The 22295-nt window shown below is 49.6% G+C and carries 25 protein-coding genes; 11 read left to right on the top strand and 14 right to left on the bottom strand.

All coding sequences use genetic code 11. The features are described from left to right. The first annotated feature begins 149 nt into the window (after positions 1-149). Together A7K98_RS08035 and A7K98_RS08030 are read left to right on the top strand one after the other, a co-directional pair. The gene (locus A7K98_RS08035; RefSeq protein WP_087488078.1) at positions 150-968 is read left to right on the top strand and encodes a shikimate 5-dehydrogenase; all 819 of its coding nucleotides are present in this window, start codon (positions 150-152) and stop codon (positions 966-968) included. 78 nt (positions 969-1046) lie between these two features. Further along, on the top strand, positions 1047-2426 hold the full coding sequence (locus A7K98_RS08030; RefSeq protein WP_087488077.1) for a fructose-specific PTS transporter subunit EIIC: 1380 nt from the start codon (positions 1047-1049) through the stop codon (positions 2424-2426). Between the two features lie 38 nt (positions 2427-2464). Here A7K98_RS08030 and eco read toward each other — a convergent pair whose 3' ends face one another. The 4 genes from eco to A7K98_RS08010 all read right to left on the bottom strand — a co-directional run bounded on the left by eco (position 2465) and on the right by A7K98_RS08010 (position 6696). Continuing rightward, positions 2465-2956, bottom strand: coding sequence for a serine protease inhibitor ecotin (eco, locus tag A7K98_RS08025; RefSeq protein WP_087488076.1), 492 nt, complete (start codon positions 2954-2956; stop codon positions 2465-2467). 68 nt (positions 2957-3024) lie between these two features. Next, the gene (gene feoB / locus A7K98_RS08020) at positions 3025-5334 is read right to left on the bottom strand and encodes a Fe(2+) transporter permease subunit FeoB (protein ID WP_087488075.1); all 2310 of its coding nucleotides are present in this window, start codon (positions 5332-5334) and stop codon (positions 3025-3027) included. After that, positions 5331-5579, bottom strand: a complete 249-nt coding sequence (locus A7K98_RS08015; protein ID WP_087488074.1) for a FeoA domain-containing protein — start codon at positions 5577-5579, stop codon at positions 5331-5333. The genes feoB and A7K98_RS08015 overlap by 4 nt, the downstream gene beginning before the upstream one ends. Positions 5580-5748: 169 nt before the next feature. Beyond that, positions 5749-6696 (bottom strand): aminoimidazole riboside kinase, encoded by a 948-nt coding sequence (locus A7K98_RS08010; protein ID WP_087488073.1) that lies wholly within the window; start codon positions 6694-6696, stop codon positions 5749-5751. Positions 6697-7033: 337 nt separating this feature from the next. On the opposite strand from A7K98_RS08010, the gene A7K98_RS08005 reads away from it, so the two are divergent. Then, a complete protein-coding gene (locus A7K98_RS08005) occupies positions 7034-8266 on the top strand; it encodes an SLC5/6 family protein (protein WP_087488072.1) in 1233 nt (410 codons plus the stop codon). 38 nt (positions 8267-8304) lie between these two features. Here A7K98_RS08005 and A7K98_RS08000 read toward each other — a convergent pair whose 3' ends face one another. From A7K98_RS08000 to A7K98_RS07990, 3 genes are read right to left on the bottom strand one after another with little or no spacing between them, the layout of a single operon-like run. Continuing rightward, positions 8305-9096, bottom strand: a complete 792-nt coding sequence (locus A7K98_RS08000) for an ABC transporter ATP-binding protein (protein ID WP_087488071.1) — start codon at positions 9094-9096, stop codon at positions 8305-8307. Then, entirely contained in the window at positions 9096-9866 is a 771-nt protein-coding gene (locus A7K98_RS07995; protein WP_087488070.1) for an ABC transporter permease, read from the bottom strand. The genes A7K98_RS08000 and A7K98_RS07995 overlap by 1 nt, the downstream gene beginning before the upstream one ends. Continuing rightward, the gene (locus A7K98_RS07990; RefSeq protein WP_087488069.1) at positions 9863-10876 is read right to left on the bottom strand and encodes a taurine ABC transporter substrate-binding protein; all 1014 of its coding nucleotides are present in this window, start codon (positions 10874-10876) and stop codon (positions 9863-9865) included. Before A7K98_RS07990 ends, A7K98_RS07995 begins: the two co-directional genes overlap by 4 nt. Before the next feature lie 407 nt (positions 10877-11283). On the opposite strand from A7K98_RS07990, the gene A7K98_RS07985 reads away from it, so the two are divergent. Beyond that, positions 11284-11850, top strand: a complete 567-nt coding sequence (locus A7K98_RS07985; RefSeq protein WP_087488068.1) for a class I SAM-dependent methyltransferase — start codon at positions 11284-11286, stop codon at positions 11848-11850. A 53-nt stretch (positions 11851-11903) separates the two neighbouring features. Here the strand turns inward: A7K98_RS07985 and A7K98_RS07980 are convergent, their stop codons facing one another. The 4 genes from A7K98_RS07980 to A7K98_RS07960 form a co-directional block, all read right to left on the bottom strand. Then, complete coding sequence (locus A7K98_RS07980; protein ID WP_087488067.1) at positions 11904-12491, bottom strand: TorD/DmsD family molecular chaperone; 588 nt, start codon at positions 12489-12491, stop codon at positions 11904-11906. A gap of 191 nt (positions 12492-12682) precedes the next feature. Beyond that, positions 12683-13423 (bottom strand): phosphatase, encoded by a 741-nt coding sequence (locus A7K98_RS07975; RefSeq protein WP_087488066.1) that lies wholly within the window; start codon positions 13421-13423, stop codon positions 12683-12685. A gap of 466 nt (positions 13424-13889) precedes the next feature. After that, positions 13890-14138, bottom strand: a complete 249-nt coding sequence (locus tag A7K98_RS07965) for a GlsB/YeaQ/YmgE family stress response membrane protein (RefSeq protein WP_038020237.1) — start codon at positions 14136-14138, stop codon at positions 13890-13892. Between the two features lie 268 nt (positions 14139-14406). Continuing rightward, complete coding sequence (locus A7K98_RS07960) at positions 14407-15045, bottom strand: transglycosylase SLT domain-containing protein (RefSeq protein WP_087488064.1); 639 nt, start codon at positions 15043-15045, stop codon at positions 14407-14409. Positions 15046-15208: 163 nt separating this feature from the next. On the opposite strand from A7K98_RS07960, the gene ldcA reads away from it, so the two are divergent. Beyond that, positions 15209-16147: a muramoyltetrapeptide carboxypeptidase gene (ldcA, locus tag A7K98_RS07955; protein WP_087488063.1), complete on the top strand. Its 939-nt coding sequence runs from the start codon at positions 15209-15211 to the stop codon at positions 16145-16147. Between the two features lie 11 nt (positions 16148-16158). On the opposite strand, the gene A7K98_RS07950 is transcribed toward ldcA, so the two are convergent. Next, positions 16159-16578, bottom strand: a complete 420-nt coding sequence (locus A7K98_RS07950) for a hypothetical protein (RefSeq protein WP_232461606.1) — start codon at positions 16576-16578, stop codon at positions 16159-16161. 139 nt (positions 16579-16717) lie between these two features. Here A7K98_RS07950 and A7K98_RS07945 point away from each other — a divergent pair, with 139 nt between their 5' ends. The 5 genes from A7K98_RS07945 (at position 16718) to A7K98_RS07925 (ending at position 19710) form a co-directional block, all read left to right on the top strand. Beyond that, a complete protein-coding gene (locus A7K98_RS07945) occupies positions 16718-17101 on the top strand; it encodes a DUF4186 domain-containing protein (protein ID WP_087488062.1) in 384 nt (127 codons plus the stop codon). 98 nt (positions 17102-17199) lie between these two features. Further along, positions 17200-17544 (top strand): hypothetical protein, encoded by a 345-nt coding sequence (locus A7K98_RS07940; protein ID WP_087488061.1) that lies wholly within the window; start codon positions 17200-17202, stop codon positions 17542-17544. 88 nt (positions 17545-17632) lie between these two features. Beyond that, positions 17633-18652, top strand: coding sequence for a Ppx/GppA phosphatase family protein (locus tag A7K98_RS07935; RefSeq protein WP_087488060.1), 1020 nt, complete (start codon positions 17633-17635; stop codon positions 18650-18652). Positions 18653-18776: 124 nt separating this feature from the next. Continuing rightward, the gene (locus tag A7K98_RS07930; RefSeq protein WP_038020224.1) at positions 18777-19025 is read left to right on the top strand and encodes a DUF883 family protein; all 249 of its coding nucleotides are present in this window, start codon (positions 18777-18779) and stop codon (positions 19023-19025) included. Between the two features lie 178 nt (positions 19026-19203). Continuing rightward, positions 19204-19710, top strand: coding sequence for a DUF523 domain-containing protein (locus A7K98_RS07925; RefSeq protein ID WP_087488059.1), 507 nt, complete (start codon positions 19204-19206; stop codon positions 19708-19710). Between the two features lie 541 nt (positions 19711-20251). On the opposite strand, the gene A7K98_RS07920 is transcribed toward A7K98_RS07925, so the two are convergent. Beyond that, entirely contained in the window at positions 20252-20446 is a 195-nt protein-coding gene (locus tag A7K98_RS07920; RefSeq protein ID WP_087488058.1) for a hypothetical protein, read from the bottom strand. A gap of 519 nt (positions 20447-20965) precedes the next feature. Between A7K98_RS07920 and A7K98_RS07915 the strand changes: the two genes are divergently transcribed. Beyond that, positions 20966-21502 carry a DUF2058 domain-containing protein gene (locus A7K98_RS07915; RefSeq protein ID WP_087488057.1) on the top strand — a complete coding sequence of 179 codons (537 nt, stop codon included), beginning with the start codon at positions 20966-20968 and terminating at the stop codon, positions 21500-21502. A gap of 41 nt (positions 21503-21543) precedes the next feature. Here A7K98_RS07915 and A7K98_RS07910 read toward each other — a convergent pair whose 3' ends face one another. Beyond that, complete coding sequence (locus A7K98_RS07910; protein ID WP_087490418.1) at positions 21544-22242, bottom strand: RluA family pseudouridine synthase; 699 nt, start codon at positions 22240-22242, stop codon at positions 21544-21546. Positions 22243-22295 lie beyond the last annotated feature (53 nt).

Below are 22295 nucleotides of genomic sequence, written 5' to 3'. Positions count from 1 at the left end.
GCGGAACTCCTACGGTAAAAACTCAGCCGTTTTTAACTTCCTCTTTTTAGTTCATTATGAGTCATACAGCAAGTATTCACTTTGTTGAATCGCGTTCTGGCCCCACCACCGTCAGTTACCGCGATCACCGACCGCACAAGGAGTCACTAATGACCCGTCATCTGAATAAAGACACCACCATTTGTATGTCACTGGCCGCGCGCCCGAGTAATTTTGGTACCCGTTTTCACAACTTTCTCTACGACGCACTGGATCTGGATTATCTGTATAAGGCCTTCACCACCAAAGATCTGCCGGGAGCGATTGGCGGAGTCCGGGCGTTAGGTATCCGTGGCTGCGCAATTTCGATGCCATTTAAAGAGCAATGTATCCCACTGGTGGATGAGCTGGATATATCAGCATCATCGATTCATTCGGTGAACACTATTGTAAATACCGATGGCTATCTGAAAGCCTATAACACCGATTACATGGCGATTGCTGCCTTACTGAAACAGTACCAGGTGAATAACCAGCTGAGTTTTGTATTACTCGGCAGCGGCGGTATGGCTAAAGCCGTTGCCTGTGCACTTAAAGACGCAGGATTCCGTGACGGACGAATCATCAGTCGCAATACAGAAAGTGCCGAGCAACTGGCAGAGTTTTGCGGTTTTCAGACGGCCACTGAGTTAGGTTCACTCCAGCCACAGTTACTGATTAATGCCACACCTGTAGGAATGGCGGGTGGCAGCGAAGAACACTCTCTGGCCTTCAGTGAAGACAAAATTGGTGCAGCGCAGATTATTTTTGATGTGGTCGCTCTGCCGGAAACCACCCCGTTGATTAACTGCGCCCGTGAACTCAATAAAACAGTGATCACTGGTTCAGAAGTTTTCGCCATTCAGGCGGTAGAGCAATTTGCACTGTACACCGGTATTCGCCCGTCGGATGAACTGTTTAAGCAGGCAGCCGCCTACTCCAGACAATAACATGACGGACTCTGTACCCTGCAACCTACAGGCACCTGTTTACCCAATAACAATTAACGTAATGATAAGGTGTATCCTATGAACCAACGCATCGTGGCTGTCACCGCATGCCCTACCGGTGTCGCACATACCTTTATGGCCGCAGAAGCTCTGAAAACTGCTGCGGAGAAACTCGGCTTCCCCATTCATGTTGAAACCCGCGGCTCGGTGGGAGCACGTAATACTCTCAGTGACGACGATATCCAACAGGCAGACGTTGTTATCGTTGCGGCGGATATTGAACTGGATTTGGCCCGGTTCAACGGCAAACGACTCTACCGGACCAGCACCAGTATGACACTGAAAAAGCCGGAACAGACGCTGACCGAAGCGCTTGAATCCGCCACGCTCTACGGCAGCAAAGTTGACGCCGGTTCCTCTGCGACGAAAACCGAATTACCCTCAGTGTATAAACATCTGATGACCGGCGTGTCTCATATGTTACCGCTGGTGGTGGCCGGGGGGTTGTGTATAGCGCTTTCTTTTGTGTTTGGTATTCAGGCCTTCAAACAGCCGGGAACACTGGCCGCTGCGTTAATGGAAATTGGTGGTAAAGCAGCATTTGCCCTGATGGTGCCGGTGCTTGCCGGATATATCTCTTATTCGATTGCTGACCGTCCTGGCCTGGCGCCCGGGCTTATCGGCGGTATGCTGGCTGCCACCGGAGGCGCAGGATTTTTAGGCGGGATTGTGGCAGGTTTCCTTGCCGGATATACCGCTCGTTTCCTGGCACAAAAAATCCATCTGCCCACTTCAATGGAAGCCCTGAAGCCGGTACTGGTGATCCCGTTACTGGCAACGCTGGTGACCGGCCTGGTAATGATTTTTGTGGTTGGCGGACCGGTGGCACGCGTCATGGAAGGACTGACACATTTCCTCGCCAGTATGACTACCGCGAATGCCGTTCTGCTCGGAGTATTGCTTGGGGCTATGCAGTGTTTCGACCTGGGTGGACCTGTGAATAAAGCTGCCTATACCTTCGGGGTAGGTTTACTGGCATCACAGTCCTACGGCCCGATGGCAGCGATTATGGCGGCCGGGATGGTACCTGCGTTGGGGATGGGTATTGCCTGCTGGCTGGCAAAATCTAAATTTAATACCCAGGAACTGCAGGCAGGTAAGGCATCATTTGTGTTGGGATTGTGTTTTATCTCAGAAGGAGCAATACCCTTTGCCGCACGTGATCCAATGCGGGTGATCCCTTCCACCATGACCGGAGGTGCGCTGGCTGGTGGATTATCCATGTACTTTGGCTGTACTCTGATGGCTCCACATGGTGGTCTGTTTGTACTGGCAATCCCTCATGCAGTCGGCCATGTGGGCATGTATCTGCTGTCAATTATCATCGGCAGCCTGGTGACCGGTGGAATGTATGCCCTTCTGAAACCCGGACTGGCCCTCAATCTGGCGAAATCCTGAATCCCGGGGGCACCGGAAGAACTCCGGTGCCCTTCTGATTAACGAACCTGTGACGGGACAATCTGCTGAGCGGCCTGCCAGACCCGATACCCGACTTCAACATCTGTCGGTGCGTACACCACCAGAGGCAAATTACTGTTATAACGGATTAACTGCTGTGCAGCAGCAGGCAGTGTCACCAGGATGGTTTTTTTCGCGCTGTCGGTACAGGCCATCCGGGTGGAAATCGCGTCTGGCTGTACTGTCGCCGTATAATAACTGTAGCCCCAACCTTTCGCGGTTTCTTCGGTTAACCGGCCAGCCAGTCGGTAATGGTTGCAGTCTGTTTCCATCTTGCGGCCAATCACCAGTTCGACCCGATACTGTTGTTCATTATTCAGAGGGGGTAAAACCATCACATGCCGTTGCATCCCTTCCGAAGCTGCAGGATAAGGTTTTAACTGTGCATCAGTTATCTCCGTTGCCGCCAGAGAAGCAGTACTGGCCATAGTGGCAGACAGCAGGATAAGAGTGGCAGATACTTTGTTCATCAAAATTCCCGGGTTAAGTTGTAGCAAAAAAACCTGCCGGACATTTCCGGCAGAGAAGAAAAAACAATTCAGTGACAAGCCGATTCCGAATCACAGCCACTGCATTTAGCGACAGAGTTCACCGCTTTCAGCGGGGATGGCCGACAACGAGACAAAACAGCAATCAGCAACAGGTTGTACAGTAACACGGCAGCGATTATCAGTGCCGCACTGAGTGGCTGCTGGCTAAAACTGCACAGTTGCCAGCCAAGCGTCGCCACGGACCAGGCAATACTGAGCCCCCACAACACCGAAAACCACATCCAGCGCTTTTGGCTTTCACGGCTGATAGCCCCTATTACCGATGCGCAGGGTACATACAGCAACACAAACAACAAGTAGCAAAATGCGCCACTGCTTCCGGCAAATTTTTGCTGCATCAGTACAGCAGCACCGCTGTCTGCTTCTGCATCCCCCTGGCTGGCCAGAAACAGATTTGCCAGTGCACCGACACTAAAGGTCGATGACAGACTGTCCAGAGTTTCCTGCCAGCCCTCACGCAGTTCATTAAGCGGGTCAAAATCCTGAGGGTTAAAATCTTTCTGTTCAGAAGTATAGAGTGTATTCAGGGTGCCAATAACTACCTCTTTCGCCATAGCCCCCGTAATCAGCCCGACGGTCGCCTGCCAGTTATCAGGTTTCACTCCCATTGGCCCCAGCAATGGTGTCAGAAAACGGCCAACGGTTTGTAATGCGGGGGGATTGCCGGGCCCTGCCAGCTCGCCGTTCAGGGTGAAATTGTTCAGCCCGCTGATTAACAAACTAAACAACACGATAACTCTTCCTGCCCGCCAGATAAATTGCCGTAAGCGTTGCCAGCTTTGCTGCACCAGACTTTTGAGGTGAGGTAAATGATAGAGCGGCAGCTCCATGACAAAGGGGCGCGATTCCCCGCGCAGCAAAGTATGTTTCAACAACAGGCCGGTCAGTATCGCCACTACAATGCCGGTCAGATACAGCAAAAACACCGCCAGTGCACCCTGCTGTTTAAAAAACAATGACGAAAACACTGCAAAAATGGCCAGTCTGGCACCGCAGGACATAAACGGAGCCATCAACATAGTTATCAGTCTCTCGCGGGGAGAATCCAGAGTACGGGTGCCGGTTACCGCTGGCACATTGCAGCCAAAGCCGGTAATCAGCGGGACAAAAGCTTTGCCGGGAAGCCCCAGCCATTGCATCAGCCTGTCCATCACAAAGGCCGCCCGGGCCATATAGCCACTGTCTTCCATAAAAGTCATCAGCAGGTACATGATGCCAATCTGCGGCACCAGTGGCAGAACAGTATTGATCCCACCACCCAGCCCGTAGGCGATAAACTCAGTAACCTGAACCGGGAATGGCAGAAACTGCCCGAGCCATAAAATACCGTGGATGAATATCGTGACCGTTCCCTGGTCGATCACCGGCTGTAATGCTCCACCCACATTAATCGCCAGAAAGAACATCAGGTACATCATCAGCAGAAACAGCGGCAATCCCAGAAAGCGATCCATGGCGATGCGGTCAACAAACTGTGTCAGACGGTGCGGTCTGGCCTGATCTGCCGCGATAACCTGACTGGTAATCCGTGCTCCGGCCTGATGGCGCAAAGCTGCCAGTTGCAACGCCACTGCGTCAGTCGCGAATTCGGCAGCGGATACCTGTTCACTTTCCTGGTTTTGCAGGCAGTCGCGGGCAACAATATCACCTTCCAGAATCTGCATTGCCAGCCAGTCCCGCAAGGGAGGCTTAAACTCCGGCTTAATCTCTGCAGCCAACTGCAACACCTGACGCTGAATCTCCGGAGGCACCGGCATCAGTTCTGGTGGCAGGGGCTGCTCAGCGCCGCGCTGCAAATGATCAATAGCAGACTTAAGCTGGTCTGTTCCCTCACTCCGGGTGGAAATCATGGGAATGACCGGACAGCCCAATAGTTGAGAGAGTAATACTGCATCAGGTGCCATTGCTCGTTGCCCGGCAACATCCATCATATTCAGGACCATAATGCAGGGAATCCCGGTTGCCCTTAACTGCAGCGTCAGCCACAAATCACGTTGCAAACAGCTGGCATCCGTCACATTGATCACTACATCTGCCTGCTGGCTGACAATAAATTGTGCCGCAATTTGTTCATCAACGGCAGCTTCTGACACGCTGATAGTCAACGAATACAGGCCAGGCAAATCCACCAGATGTACCAGTGCATTTGAAGTAACAAAAAAGCCTTCTTTACGCTCAACAGTCACCCCAGCCCAGTTGCCCACCCGTTGGCTGGACCCGGTCAGTTGGTTAAACAGGGTAGTTTTTCCGGTATTTGGATTACCTGCCAGCGCAATGGTTAACGGTTCTCTGATCATGTCCTGTTTTCTCCGGAAAAACCGGCACAGGGTTCCAGAATCAGCAGATTTAAATCACGTTGCCGCAACATCAATGTCAGGCTGGCAGTATGGATTTCCAGAGGATCGCCCAGTGGCGCAATCCGGCCAGCCTGAAAGCGAGTCCCCGGCAACAGACCCAGGGATAATAGTTTTTGCCGGAAAGCCGGAGGCATATGTGGATCAAAAGCACGGATAAGATAATGCTGTCCGGGGAGTACTGGCATAGAAACAGTCCTTATTCAGCCATCAACGTTTAATAGCAGAACTATAATGAGAACTGTTCTCAGCATGTTTGACACAGAACAAGACTTCGGCAGATTGTAGTGTAATACACTACTCTGCCGATTCTTACCGGTATAATCCCCTGAGACGGGTGATTAGTGTTCTGTCCGGTCAGGCACTGGCAGCGGAGAGCAGACCAGCGTCATTTAAAAAATGGTTCAGTTGTACCGGAGTCGGCAATGCCGGGATTGCCCCTTTGCGGGTTGTCGCCAGTGCTCCACAGGCGCTGGCCTGGGAAATCATTGGACTGAGCTTTGAGAATTCAGGCATACCATGTCGCGCCAGCCAGGCAAGCAATCCTGCCATAAAGGCATCCCCGGCACCGGTAGTATCAATACTCTCCACAATGTAGCCCGGGAAAGTGACCGTTTTATCCTGATAAATCACGACACCGCCCTGTTTGCCACGGGTAATAATTTTCAGTGGTGCGGGAAAACGCTGCAACGCTTTCAGTGCCTGTTGCCACGGTTTACTGTCATCATCCGCCAGCCATAACAACTCTTCATCCGACAATTTTAAGATATCGGCATTCATACATTGTTGTTCAATGATTGTACGCATCTGTTGCTTGTCTGCCCACATCTGCTCTCGCAGATTGAGATCAAAACTGACCCATCCGCCTTTGGCTTTTATCCGTGCGACCGCCAGTTGGGTAGTTTCACGGCAGGATGGAGCCGCCAGCGCCAGCGAGCAGAAGTGCAGAATATCGCGGCCAAAAACCGGCAGGTCATCAGTAGTCAGAAACTGATCAGCCGAGGGATTCACCAGGAACGAAAAACTGCGTTCACCGTTTTCAGCTAACTCAACCATTACTGTACTGGTGCGATGGCTGGCATCACGGACAATATGTCCGGCATCCACGCCCTGTTCTTCCAGTGTTTTTTGCAGAAAACGACCAAACTGATCGTCCCCGACACGGCCGATAAAAGCGGTGTCGCAGGCCAGACGCGCAGCACCGACGGCCACATTAAAAGGCGCACCACCAGCACAGGCCTGATAACGCATATCTCCGACAGGAAGCAGATCGACTACGGCGTCACCCAGAGCCCAGATTTTCATGTCATTTCCTCTTCAAATTATGCCAGCTGCACTTTGCTGCCACAGACAGGCCGTTTACTCAGTATCAATTTAAGGCAGGTGCCCGGCTGGCAATTATAGCGGAAATTAAAATAATGGCGTGCCACGACTGGATTTTTTATTTGCCACCATTAATCAATCACTGCCAACAAAAGGCCAGCGTCCGGATAAGTTCATAAAATAACCAACAGAGACCGAATAACAGGAGGAACAGCCATTTTTCTTACATTGTTAGCAGGCCTCTCGGGCTAACATATCAGTTTTTATTATGATAGATTAAGCCACTTTTTTTTACTTACCTGGTGGAAATTACCGCACAATGATTAAATGTTGGTCGAAAGAAGAGACTTTGTGGAGTTTTGCACTATATGGAACTGCCGTTGGCGCCGGTACGTTATTTTTGCCTATTCAGCTAGGCTCAGCAGGAGCAATAGTATTATTTCTGACGGCAATACTGGCCTGGCCTTTAACCTACTGGCCGCATAAAGCATTGTGTCAGTTTATTCTGGCCTCCAAATCCGATCCCCATCAGGATGGTATTACCGCAGCAGTCCGGCAGTTTTTTGGTCAGAAAGTGGGTAATTTAATCTCAGGACTCTATTTCATTGCATTTTTTGTGGTTATCCTGATTTATGCCGTAGCTATTACCAACTCGCTGGCTGAGCAACTGGCAAGGCATATGCAGGTCGGGCAAGGTACCCGGATGTTATTAAGTCTGGGAGTTGTGGCAGCACTGAACCTGATATTCCTGACCGGTCGCAAAGTGACTATCAGGGTCATGGGTCTTTTGGTCTTTCCGTTAATTGCCTGGTTTCTGTTCCTGTCAGTTTATCTCAGTAGCCACTGGCAACCTTCACTCCTTAGCTCCGGTCTGACATATACCCCGACCACGCTGCATGATATCTGGTTCTCTATCCCCGTGATGGTATTTGCGTTTAGCCATACACCGATCATTTCAACGTTTGCCGTGGCGCAACGCGAGAAATATGCCGGTCAGGCTATGGCTAAATGCAAAAAGATCATGAAAGTCGCCTACCTGATTATTGCTTTCAGCGTGATGTTTTTTGTATTCAGCTGTTTTATGTCGATTCCGGCAGCAAATGTGCTGGTCGCTAAACAACAGGGTCTGACCATTCTTTCTGCACTGGCAATGATGCCCTCTTCTGCGGGTTGGCTGAGCGTTGCGGGGATTGTGGTGGCGGTGGTTGCGATGTCAAAATCTTTCCTTGGCACCTATTTTGGTGTTATTGAAGGCGCCAGCCAACTGGTCACTTCTGCGGCTCAGCAAGCCGGATTTACCCCGGGAGCAAAACTAAGCCGCGGTCTGTCAGTCGCTATTGTCTCTGCAATCACATTTATTGTTTGCTGCATGAACCCGAATGCGTTGTCGATGATTTACGCGATCAGCGGACCATTGATTGCGCTGATCCTGTTTATAATGCCGACACTCTCCTGCTGGCTGGTGCCGGCTTTACGCCCTTACCGGTCGGTGGCTAATCTGCTGGTTATGATCGTCGGTATTCTGTGTGTCTCGGTGATGTTTTTTAAATAAGCTCCCCGTCGCCGGTCCAGCCTGTGCTGAACCGGCATTTATTTATTCAACGGATTCAGGTGCTTTCTGACCTCAGTCCGGACCTGATGCAATATCTGGTGACGAATACGCCGGTATTCCTCAGTTTCTGCCAGCGTCTCTATATCCCGCTGACGACCAAAAGGAAGCCGGATATCACTGACAATTTCGCCAGGCCGTGCTGACATAATCAACACTCTGTCTGCCAGAAAAATCGCTTCATCGACATCATGCGTGACAAACAGCAAGGTGGTTTCCGTATCAAGCCAGGCATCACGCAACAGTTCCTGCATCATCAGCCGCGTCTGAGCATCCAGAGCCCCAAAGGGTTCGTCCAGTAACAAAACCTCAGGTTGTGCTACCCATGCCCTGGCCAGGGCAACGCGCTGCTTCATGCCACCGGAAAGCTGCCAGGGATAGTGCTGTGCAAAACCGTTGAGACCGACCTTGTCGAGCCATTCTTCGGCTTTCTGTTTAACCTGCTGGCTGTTGTAGCGGGTTAACCGTAACCCGAAAGTCACATTGTCCAGTACCGTCAGCCAGGGGAACAGGTTGGGTTGCTGAAAAATCATGCCCCGCTCAGGACCAGGTTTTCGTACTGGTTCTCCCCGGTAGAGAATTTCTCCCTGATCAGGCTGGATAAAGCCCGCCAGCAAATTAAGAATGGTGGACTTCCCACAGCCAGAGGGTCCAAGCAGCACCACCAGCTCCCCCTTTTCCACCGACAGGCTCACATCTTTCAATACTGTCAGCGACCGGGCCTGAGTACTGTACTGCAGTGACACGCTGTTAATTTCAATTTGTTTAGTCATTACTCTTTTCCAGCCCACGGCACCATAAACTGTTGCAGTTTCTGTAACAGCAGATCCAGTCCATATCCCACGCCCCCCAGCAATAATATGCCTATCATGACAATATCGGTGCGAAGGTAAGAACTGGCATTAATCACCATCCAGCCAAGACCGGAATCTGCAGCAACCATCTCCGCCGCAATTAGTGATGTCCAGCCAATTCCTATTGATAAACGTACCGTTGTAAACAAATCCGGCAACGTTTCAGGCAGTATCACCCGCATAAAAATTTGCCGGCGCGAGGCCCCAAGCGTCCTGGCGACCCTGATATGTGCCGGGCTGATTTTTTCTACCGCCGAAACGGCGCCCACGATAATACTGAGGACCGTAGCTATAAAAATCAGAAAGAATTTAGAAGCTTCCCCAATCCCCAGCCAGACCACCGCCAACGGTATCAGCGCTATCTTGGGCAAAGGCCTTAGAAACTGAACAAACGGATTAAGAATGGCCGATAACAACGGAGAGATACCCATCATCAGCCCAAGCGGAATGCCAATAACCACCGATGCGGCAAAGGCACTCAACGCTCTGGCAAGACTCACGGTAATGCTCTGCCACAGCGACACCTGCCGGTATCCTTCTGTGGCCAGTTCCCCCGCAGTAATAGCAATATCTTTCAGTGACGGCAGCAGCAGCGGATCTACCCATCCTCTGACAGCTGCCAGTTGCCAAACCGCAAAAAAGACAATCACGGTGGCCAGGCTGATCAGCCGGTAACTGCCAGGTTTCATTGACTGTTCGCTTCCGCTGCCTGACGAATAAATGACGAGTTAATTGCACTGTCCCAGTTCTTCGGAATATCCCGTTGACGGATATCCCCGGTTGTTGACAGGAAATTCGCCGTTTTAGTCAGAGCTTTACCTATTCCGCTGTCTGAAGTATCAGTGCCGTTACCCAGCCATGCAGCAGTGCCCTGCTGTTTTAGCGAAGGATATTCCAGCCCGCCCAGGGTATTTTTGGCCGTAGTAAGTGGTGCACCAACTACCTGAGCAACAATCGCAGCGGCTTTGTCCGGGTCCGCCCGGAATTCATCAACTTTCTGCTGGTGAATCTTTAAAAAGGCGACCACTTCCTGTGGGTATTTTTCTGCGAAGGCTTTGCTCACCACGTAGTTGTTATAGATCAGATACCCTGCTTTCTGAAGGTCTTTGGTCTCATAGACCTGATGACCGCCGGAAGCTTCCAGTTCCTGGGCAAAAGGTGCCCATACATAACCAGCATCAATATCACCACGTTTCCATGCCGCGACCATCTCTGCAGGCCTGAGAGGAATCAGGGTGATTTTACTGCGATCGAGATGACTGACTTTAATCGCAGCCTCCAGCGCATACTGTGATGTCGAATTGGGCGGATAAGCCACACGCTTACCAATCAGATCATTCAGGCTTTTCACATCGGCTTTGCCAATCAGGCGTTCATAACTGGCAATCACACCTGAAACCCCGACAATCTCAACCGGCAGTTTCTGTACGATTCCGGCAGTCGCCGGACTGGAACCAAAATTCGCAATATCAATCGAATGGCTGGCAAAGTAGTTTAAGGCATCGGCTCCTGAGGCAAACTGGACCCATTTCACTTTACTGTGGAGAGCTTTATCCAGTGAACCATCGGCTTTCGCCAGCAGAATAACCTGAGAGCCGCCGCTGTAGGCAACCCTGACTTCTGACGGATAATTATCAGCAGCCTGTGCGACACCCCATGTCCCGCTAAGTATTAATAATGCCGTCAATGTTTTCTTCATCAATTAACCCCTATTCTGTCCGTACTTATCGGCCATCGTTCCGTGTATTTCGTTTCAGGAACCGAAAAAATAACACCAGTAACATGTCGTATAACCGACTGATACTGATGCAGTTAGCCTGGGATTATGCGGGGAGTGACTGGCAAGCCCAACCAAGAAATAAGCAAAACTTATGCATAAAAAGGAATAAAAACTGTCTCCTTTTATCCGGAGATCCAGGCGCAACTACCTCGCGTAAGACGCAATTATTCAGTTTTAAAATAAATAGCAGTACAGATAACAACTAACATCGCAGTCTGAGAAGATGCAGACTATTCTGATAATGTTCTGTTTCCGGATGAAGGCAGGCACTTTATCGACGAATCGGGTACATAGTAATAGTGGTTAACTTGGTCATGGAGGTCTGCATGCTAGCATCTGCCATTAGTCTGGTTCGTTCAAAGGCAGGTTTTGTTCAGCAGTTTATTCGTAACCCACGAAAAGTGGGCAGCATTACCCCGTCTTCAATCGCATTGTGTGAAACCATGGCTTCTGCTGCCAACTGGCAGGATGTACGTCGTGTGGCTGAACTGGGGGCCGGAGATGGCGTGCTCACCAAAGTTTTGCTTAAGCATATGTCTGCGGATGCAGAAATTGATGTGTTCGAAATAAGCCCGCCGCTGGTCAGAACATTACGCATGATTAATGACCCGCGGGTCAGTGTTCATGCGAAATCAGCCGAACGGTTATACGGTCAGTATGATGTGATTTTTTCCGGCCTGCCACTTCTGTCGCTGGACCCACCGGTGCGTCATGCCGTTCTTTCCGCCGTCCATAAAACGCTGGCACCCGGTGGTGTGTTTGTGCAGTTTCAATACACTTCACTTACTCAGTCAGAACTTTCACGGTACTTTACCTGGGAACGCCAGCGGGTACTTAAAAACGTCCCACCGGCCTGGGTTTATCGCTGCACCCATCACTGGACACAACGATAGCCATCTGATCTGGCTCAGGACGGTGCCTCACTATCCTGAGCCGGTTCCCGCAGTTACGGCTGTTCAGTATTTTCCTGTTCGTCCTGCTGCCCACTGGCTTGTTCAGACAACTCTTCATACATCGCCTGAATTGCTCCACGAGTCAGTCCTGCCAGGCTGCGGTAGAATGGGGTACGTGCATTGGCTTCCACCTTCCCCAGAAACGTGCCACACCACGGAAGCAGATATTCTTCAAATAACGTGACCTGAGCCAGGAATTCATCCTGTTGTGACTGATCTTCAAGCCAGGATGTTGCCAGCAGCAATACACCAAACTGATTTGCAGGAGTTTCGCTAAGTGGCATACCGCGCTGTTGCAGGAAGGTTCTGACCTCATGTTCATCCGGGCCGTCTTCCCATTCAGATCCAATCAGTGACGCCGCCGGATGTTCGCCGGTAAACAGTGCACGATAGTCCTCTTCCAGCGCCGGTAAATCACAACTTTTCTGTAAAACAGCCAGCTGTTCGTCCTGCTCCAGTGGCCATTGCTGTTGCAGTTTTCCTTCGCTTATCAGACTCAACAGAGGCTGCATCACCGGATCAGCCGGCGCCCGGTTATATAAAGAGCCGAGAATACGGCAAATCAGCGAAAATTCATTCATCAGACGAGCTTCCTGTGGGAGATGAAATTTACATCCGGCGCTATCAGGAGAGACAGCATGGCAGCGGCGGATGGCAGAGGTTATGGCGCGGTATTTAAAGTCGCTCACTGGTGATTGTCAACCGGACAATCAAAAACAGGCTCCGGCGGCTTTGCCGGATTCACTGTTCTCAGTGGAATCAGCTTACGCGGTCAGCGCAAATCTGCCAGCTCGTCGATACGTTTTCCGCCACGCATTTCCAGGAAATCCAGTAGTTTACGCGGCGAGGTATTGAGAATCTGTTGCTCAGGGAAATTCACCTGTTTCAGAATCCGTAAACTCTGATCAAAGTTGCCCAGAGTAAAAGAAGTGTGTGAATCAGAACCCAGCGCCACCATTCCGCCAGCGTTGCCAACCGCTTCAGCAATCGCCAGACACTGAGGTTCACTGCCTGGCCGTGAGTGAATAAAAGAAGAGTTATTGATTTCCAGAGCCACATTACTGGCTGCTGCCGCTTTTGCTACTTCAGCAATATCGATGGGATATTTCGGGTTGCCCGGATGGCTGATAATATGCACATCCCCGGCAGAGATAGTCGCTATCATGGCATCGGTATGCGTTGTTTTATCAGACGGTGCCATCACTGGCTCATGAAAACCGGCCAGAATCAGATCCAGCGCATCCAGCATCGGGCCTGTGCAGTCAATCTCGCCCTGGCGATTTTTAATGTTCGCCTCAATCCCGCGCAGAATCCCTACCCCGTCAACCATCCTCGGCCAAATTCGCATGTTCATAAAGTGCCAGTAGTGAGGCGCATCTGCCATATCCGGCCCATGATCAGTAATACCAAACAGGCGGATACCGCGCAATTTCGCCTCGTGGATATAATCATGAAGGGTACTGTAAGCGTGGGTACTGGCAACAGTATGCATGTGAAGATCAACAGGGTACATGGCTCACTCCTTTATCAGCACCGGGCATGGCCCGGAAAATAGGTAAAACTCCATAGTCCGGTTGTCCGGAGATATTTCCTTGTCATTGCTATTGTTCACTCCCCCCACCCTGACCACAGAGTTCTGAAATGGCATGCAACACAGCAGATCTGTTCCGGGTGGCGGTCACCGTTACCCGCAGACTAAGACATAACAATGACAGGGAGATTTCATAATGTCCGGACCTCTGTCAGCGACAGCAATACCCTGACCGGCACTAAGGCTATCAGTTATTGTGTTAATTTTCAGCAATAACCGGCGATTATCCCGCCAGAAGGGTAATGAGCGGTGGTGTCCGGCGTAGGAAAGCGGATAAAACAAAGGGGCCTGTGCTTTTGCACAGGCCCCTGATACCTGAGTGACCATAATCCCGGCAAACTCAGCCGTGGCTTTTATGCCTCGTTACGGTATCTTCTCTGGTCAGTGGTTAGTCTCTTACTTTCTTGTAAATCCACAGCACTACCAGAGCACCGATGACGGCAACCACAAAACTGCCGAAATTAAAGCCATCGACTTTGCCGAAACCAAACAGCGTACTGATCCAGCCACCGACTACCGCACCAATAATCCCTAAAATCACTGTCATGATGAAACCGCCGCCATCTTTACCTGGCATAATCCATTTAGCCAAAATACCGGCGATCAGTCCAAAAATGATCCATGAAATAATACCCATAACTGCTCCTTACATTTGATGACGTTAAGTAAATCCGGATAACGTAAAACAGATCAACGTCTGGTGGTTAAACCAGCGAGACAACCTTGAGACTGTCTGTGATTTAGCGTAGTACATTTTTACACACTGTCAGCTTTTTAAGGTAAAAAGCCTGGGAAAAACCTTTAATTCAGGATTTTACTGATCTGGAAACTACTCTACAGACGGGAAAAAAAGGATGGCAGAAGAAAGATGCTACCGGCTGACAGATGTCAGCCGGAGGCTGAAATTAGCTGTCCTGGTAGGCAGTGGTTACTTTCCAGAGATAACGCGGTGCTTGAGTTGCCGGATGTTTGCGTTCGATAAAACGGTAGAATTGCTGAGGGGTCATATCATTAATCATGGCTATTGCTCTGTCACGGTTCGACGAGAACGTTCGTAACAATGCCCCTGCGCCATTAGAATAAGAAACAATGGTCGCGTATCGCAATGTCACCGGATTATGAATTCCGGAAAGGATAGTGTCTTGCAGAATCTTGATATAAGCCGTGCCGATTTCAATATTCACCGCCGGATCACGCAGCTGACTGCGGGACGGTTGTCCTCGCTTCCCCTGCACCCGGTAGACTTCACGTCCTGCAGTTGACGCTTTAATCTGCATTAAACCTATGGCATCAGAATGGCTGATTGCATTTGGATTTCCACCGGACTCGACACTAATAATGGCGCTGATTAAACGTTGATCAACACCATAATGACTGGCAGCGTCTTCGGTGAAAAGTGACCAATCATCATTATTATTGGTCAGTACTTTGGAAGGTGGAGCTTCAATTAAAGGCGTATACTTTTGCTGAACAACCTGCTTCGGCGGCTCACTGGCACACCCTGCCAAAAACAAGGCAGAAAGCACAAGGAATTTTATTTTCACGTTATCTTTATCCTGATAATTTTGCGTCGCCTATGATACAGAACTCTCCTGCCGGTAAAATTACCGTTTGTCTGAATTCGCTGTTCACTGAAAGGCGTGACTTCCGCCGCTGTTTTCGCCATGATTAGTCTACTGTTTTGCTATCTCCTGCAGAGTTAATGTTATGTCTGCCAGCCATACGATTCGACTGATCGCTCCTTCGGGATACTGCATTAACCAACCGGCCGCTGAGCGCGGTGTACAGTTTTTACTGGATGCCGGTCACCGGCTGGAAAACGAATCTGTTATTCGTCGCCGTTTTCAGCGTTTCGCCGGAACAGATGAACAACGACTGTCAGATATTAATCAGCTGGCACACTGCCCGGAATTACCGGATATTGTCCTGGCTGTGCGTGGTGGCTACGGCGCCAGCCGACTACTGTCAAAAATAGATTACCCTGCGCTGGCTGAGAGTCTGGCCGGTCAACCCGTGGCACTGTGTGGCCACAGCGATTTCACTGCAATTCAGCTGGCGCTGTTATCACAATGCGGGTTAGTAACATTCAGTTCACCGATGCTGGCAGGCAATTTTGGTGCCAGTCCGCCGTCGGAATTTACTGTGCAGCACTTTTGGAAAATTCTCGGGCAAAAAAGTTATACCATCCACTGGTCAGGAAATACACAAAAAGATTTCAGTGCTGAAGGCGTACTGTGGGGCGGAAATCTGGCAATGCTGGCATCGCTTATCGGTACCCAATGGATGCCACAAGTCGATAATGGAATTTTGCTGATCGAGGACATTAATGAACATCCTTTCAGAATTGAAAGAATGTTGTTGCAGTTGTGGCATGCGGGAATTTTGCAACGCCAGCAGGCAGTCATTACCGGCAGCTTCAGTGGTGGTTCATTATCTGACTATGATAATGGTTTTAACCTGGACTCTGTCTGGCAATATATGCAGGAAATCAGCGGAGTGCCGTTTATTGATGGTCTGCAATTCGGCCATGAGCAGGAAACAGTCACTCTGCCAATTGGTGCAAACGCCCGGCTGGAAAGCACTGGCCAGCAACGTTCACTGAAACTCAGCGGTTATCCGGTATTACGCCCAGGAACCGGAGAGTAACAGGTACGGCTTCAGCCAGTGGCAGACTGAGCTGATGCCATATCGTTGCTCCAGGGAGTCAGGGTCACCAACGGATCCGGACGCGTGTAAGTTCGCTCGCATGGCACCAGTTCCGAAGTCCCCGCATAGACAAAAAAGGTATTCTGCGTAGCCTTATCTACCATAAGCTGGTCACCATTGCGAAATAAGGTAATGGTCACCGGCTGACCATCCTGCAACCGGGTACGGTCCTCTCCCGCGGCAATCTGAAAATTATCTACGCCCCACATAAGTGTAGATATTCCGTATTCTGCACGGTCAATCGTCATGGTTGGACGCCCGGCACAGGTAATCTGAAATTCATCCCCGTCGTCTGGCGCCGCATAAGCTGCAGCAGTCTGTGAATAAACAATACCGGCTGTGATAGCAATCATGGCAATGAGTGTTTTCATTCCTCATCCTGAGATTTAAATAATGTCGTCTGGTGATAACCGATACTATCCAGGATAATTCACAGAAACTATCGTTGCACGTTACAACATAATAAAATTGATGACTGGTTATACACACAATTCGCAGGGATACCTTCCGATGAACACTCATCAGCAACTGTTCCGCCGACTGGCAGGTTCAGCGTTTCGCAGCCGCTTTCATCTGGGTGATAAAGAGAGGCAATACTGCATGGATAAGGGTGCAGAAGTGATAATGCAACACGCTGCTGACTTTGTCCGCCTGAGGCTGTCAGATGCTGAACCGGTGAATGATGGTAAACAGACACCGATGCGCGGCCATCCGGTTTTTATTGCGCAGCATGCTACGGCCACCTGCTGCCGGGGATGCCTGAAAAAATGGCATAATATCCCGGCCCACCAGCCTCTGGACTCAGCCAGCCAGCAATATATTTGTGGCGTGATTTTTTACTGGTTACAACGCGAGATTACCAGTCCACCGACACCGGGGATGGTAAAAAAATAACTTCAGGTAGCGACAATCTCTCACAAGCCATCCGGCAACAATGCTATGCTTAGCCTTTGTGATGGCCGAAATTACCCGCAATGGATTAAGGTGATGTTATGCGTTATCTGCTGATTGCTGCGCTTCTGGTTCTGATGAATGGCTGTGCGTCGCGCCCGCAGGGACGGCTGTGTGACGGTGAAGTGGCCAGCCTGTACGGAAAAAGCCTGGGTAAAACCAATGCATGGATTTTTGATCAGGTAACCCACTTTACTATCAGTAAACAGTCTGTCCGGATTGACAGTGGTCTGCTCTCATCCAGCGATAATCAACGTTACATCCCCTCCTCCGTGACCACTCAGGGATATTATGCTCAACGGTTAGGCAATAACCGCTTCCGGTTAATCAATGCACCGCAAAACCTGATGATTACCTGGACCTGTCCTGCACCTGGCACTGAATAAATATGGCAACATGGCATTGTGCTCCCATGCAATGCCTGACATATTTTGTAGTAAAATTTTCTGTCTGTGACTCTTCCCGGATAATCAAATGCCAGTACACCGTTGCCGTTCTCTGTTTTTCATTAGCACCCTGATGAGCCTGTTCACTTTTCCGGCACATGCCGGCTGTCTGCAAACCCGTGCTGCACTTGATATAGGTTCAGGTTCCAGCAAAATTGCCGTCGCCGATGTCGATACCTGCCAGCATCAGATTGTGAAGATGCGCTATCAGCAACAAATTGCCGTACCTTATAACGATGCCCTGATGCATTCGCCCGATAATCGTTTGCCGCAGACTGTGATTCAGCAAGGATTATCAGCCCTGCAAACCGAACTGAAAAATATTCGCCGCTTCCATCCGGCATCTGTTTCTGGTGTCGCGACAGCTGTGTTCCGGACAGCAACCAACGGACCGCAGGTCATTGACTGGCTTAATCAGCAGACCGGTGCGGGAATCAAAATTATCAGCCAGCAACAGGAAGCGCTGCTCGGCTTCTCTTCAGCCAAAGCATCTTTACATCAACCAGATCTACGGGATGAAGATATTGTGGTCTGGGATATCGGTGGCGCATCGATGCAGATGACAACCTGGTCGGATGAGCAGGGCAAGAAAATTCCGCATATTTATCAGGGGAAACTGGCTTCAGTCACCTTAAAAAACTATATCGTCAGCCTGCTGAAGAATCAGCCATTAACCGCTGACAGTTCGCCCAATCCTGTCGGAAATTATGCCGACAGTGCCCTGAAATTTGTTCGTTTTTATGCCAGTAATGATGTGGATTCGGCAATGAAGCGGACCATTTCCGGGAAAAAAGTGCTGGGGATTGGTGGTGTCCATGATTATTCAATACGTGATCAACTCCCCGGGAAACCGGGCAGCTATAATCTGCAACAACTTACTGCTCTGGCTAAGCAGCAGGTCAGTAAAACCGACAGCCAGCTTAAAGGTGATTACCGCGCAACCGATGTAAGTAACTTATTACTGGTGCAGGGCTATATGCAGGCTTTACAGATACCCGCGGTGACTATAGTCAGAGCCAGTCTTGTCGAAGGTGAACTTGTGCGCTGAAATCAGCCTGCAGCCCTGTCGTTACAGAGGATGATTCAGAAAAATCTGGTTCCGCACTCACTTAAAAATCCTCTGCTATACTTAAAAACATCTGATAAAACAGTCAATCAAAGGAGAGTTGTGCATGAGTGGTAAAATTCAGGATAAAGCTGAAGAACTGGCAGGTGCAGCACAGGAAGCTTACGGTGATATCACCGATTCGCCTGAGCATTCTTTGAAAGGAGCCGCACGTAAGTACGCATCTCACGCCAGCTATGCGGTACGTGATGCAGCGGATACCATTAAGACGCAGGTCTCTGACAAACCTTACACCGGCGTGGCAATTGCTGCTGCTATTGGTGTCGTGTTTGGTTATCTGTTGGGCCGCAAGTAATTTATCTTGCGCTGCTTAAGATAACATCTTAATACAGCATCTGTTTTATACCTAAACCCCGCAGGTTATCCCGCGGGGTTTTTATTTTGTTCCCCTGTCATCATTAAAAATGGCCTGCCGTTTCCCTGCAAAGCACGGCATAATTCCTTTCCGTTTCGCAAATTGTTACCCGATACTAATGAAGAGTAAAATACTGGTAAGTGCCTGTCTGATGGGCTTCAGGGTCCGTTATAACGGCAGCGATAAGCCGGCGGTCCTCGATGCACTGGAACAATTCAGACGAGAAGACCGACTGGTGGTTTGTTGCCCGGAGCAAGCCGCTGGTCTTCCGACGCCACGCCTTCCGGCAGAAATCTGTGGAGGCAACGGCGATAATGTGCTGGCAGAGAGTGCTGTTATTCTGGAAAGTGGCGGGAATGATGTGACGGCAATCTACCTTCACGGCGCCCGTCTGGCGCTTCAGGTAGCACAACAATCGGGATGTCGTTTTGCCTTACTGACAGATGGCAGCCCAACCTGCGGCAGTCAGACAATCTATCGGGGTGATTTTTCAGGAAAACAAATCAGCGGCAGCGGAGTTGCAGCAGCATTATTGCGTCGCCACGGTATTGAAGTATTTTCTGAGCAACAAGTTCCGCAACTGGTTGCCAGAGTTATTGCATCTGATAACACTCCGGATATCTGACTGCCCTCTTCTCTCGCCCGGAGTGCCCGGAAAACCCCTTATTACACGTAGGTGAATTATCTGCATAACCGTATTTTGGGTACAAAGAGGCTCTCCGGCTGTCAGTCAGAGGTTATTTAGAAAAATATTTTAAAATATTTGATAATCCGCACACATTAAGGGGTTGCAATTGAGAATCATTACCACTATCTTTAGCTCTATCGAATAGTTGACTGTTTTAATCAACTACTCGATACGACATTGCTCACATTGCTTCCAGTTATCTTTGCCCGCTGACCGCGGGCTTTTTTTTGCCTGTAATAAAGCAGGAGTGCTGGCAATGCCAGACATAAGCTGGCACTGCATAAAAGGGCTAACAAGATTTTTACCCGCTGATTGCGGTGTTTCGGACTTGTCGCTGAGTAGTGACTCAACGCCTGAAAGAATTCGACATTGCTCAGAGCCTGTCAGCGTATCTGACAGAGCTCATTATGGTGTGTACTGCTTACTGCTTACTGCTTACTGCTTACTGCTTACTGCTTACTGCTTAACAGGAAAAAACTTAGCCCAGACGAATACAACCATTATCAATGCCTGCCAGCCTGTCGCCACGAACAATCACTTTTTCCTGCATACCATTGGCCAGCTTGACCATAAACTCTTTACTACCACCGGTCAGATGACCGTTTTCGATTTCTGTCATCTCAGTGACAGCGACGTAACAATGACGCCCGTTTAAAAACATTTTTGCCAACATAGATTTTCCTTTTTTTATGCTACCTGTGAATCATCCTATAGTCAGGTTACAGTAATTTGTCACCACGCATTTTTCTATTCGTGTCAGTCATCGAACATGCGGATAATTCTGATATAATAACCCCTCAGGTTTCAGGGTTACAGCAGGTTTACCCTTTATTACACTGCAGAGAATCTGCCATACGGGCTCGTCAGGCTGATAGCAGCACAGTTGTTACTGTGATGTTTTATCAATAGCTTAACGAAACTCTGACGGTAATTTTCTTAAGTTCTTAAGGAACTGTTGGCCGGAAACCTGGTCGTACCAATGCAATATCGGTTAACCACTGTTTAACCGTAACTGTCGTTAAGAACAAATATTGCAGTTTGCCTATAATCCATTTCCCGCTACGGCGGGATTTTTTTCGCCTCCGTGTTATGTCATCTCTGTAAGCCCCTGCCATCAATTCAGCAAAATACTCACTTTCCGGTAAATTAACGATATACTCCGGCAAACCAATTAACCGGTTCAGGAACCAGAATGACAAAACTCACTTTACAGGAACAGATGCTGAAAGCCGGACTGGTTAGCAGCAAGAAAATGGAAAAAGTACAACGGACTGCAAAAAAATCGCGGCTACAGGCCAGGGAAGCCAGAGAAGCCGTTGAAGAAAATAAAAAAGCCCAGCAGGCACGTGATAAGCAATTCAGTGAGCAGCAGAAGCAGGCAACACAGTCAAAAGAGTATAAAGCTCAAATCCGTCAGTTAATCGAGATGAACCGGATTACTCAGACGGATGGCCCGGTCAGCTTCAATTTCACCGACAACAATCTGATTAAAAATTTGTCAGTGGACAAAAATACCCACACCCAGTTATCCAATGGTCGCTTGGCTATTGCACGGTTGATTACTGATAATAACCGCAGCGAATATGCGATTATCCCTGCCGTTGTAGCCGATAAAATTGCTCAGCGTGATGCAGATTATATTGTCCTGAACAGCCCTGTGAGTGAACAGGAACAGGACGAAGATGATCCGTACGCAGATTTTAAAATCCCCGATGACCTGATGTGGTAAAAGCACTGGCATATCATCTGATCAGGCCACTTAAGGCCTGGTCAGAAGGGTACCATGCTACGGGCAGCGATCGGCTGTAAAGTGACGGGATGAACAAAGTGCAGTTCACTGGCATGTAACATTAGTCGTGGAATTTCTGCTGTGCCCGGCCACTCTTTTCCGCCATACAAATCGCAGCCTAAAATTGGGTGCCCCAGATGCTGACAATGAATACGCAACTGATGAGTCCGCCCCGTTTCGGGTAATAATCGCAACCGGGTCACCGGTAACCGGATATTGTCCGGCGTAGTATAAAACTCCCGCTGCAAGAGCCGGTATCCCGAACGGGCAGATTTGCCTGTTTCCGGACAGATACTCATGCGCGGAAATAATGCCGGGTCTTTGGTAATGGCTGCATCAATGGTGCCAGAGTTTTGTTCCGTGTGCCCGCATACCAGTGCCTGGTATTCTTTAGTCACACTACGCTGACTGAATTGCTGGCAGAGTAATGCATTAACTCTCTTATTCAGCGCAATCACCATCAGCCCGGAAGTCCCAAAATCCAGCCGGTGCACCAGAGTACAGTCAGGATACTCCTGCACCAGCCGGTAATGTACCGAATCCAGGTTTTGCGGATTTTTCCCCGACAGGCTAAGCAGACCCGAAGGTTTATTTATCAGTAACAGAAACTCATCCTGATAAAGAATTTCTATCTGTTGCTCACAAAGTGGCGCAATAAAGGTATCATTAATTTCAGAAATCATCCGGTTCACTCCCTTTCAGGCGGCGGATCATAACTAATATCTGTTCTGCA

The organism is Tatumella citrea (assembly GCF_002163585.1).
GTDB lineage: Bacteria > Pseudomonadota > Gammaproteobacteria > Enterobacterales > Enterobacteriaceae > Tatumella > Tatumella citrea.
This window is presented reverse-complemented; position numbering and strand designations above follow the sequence as displayed.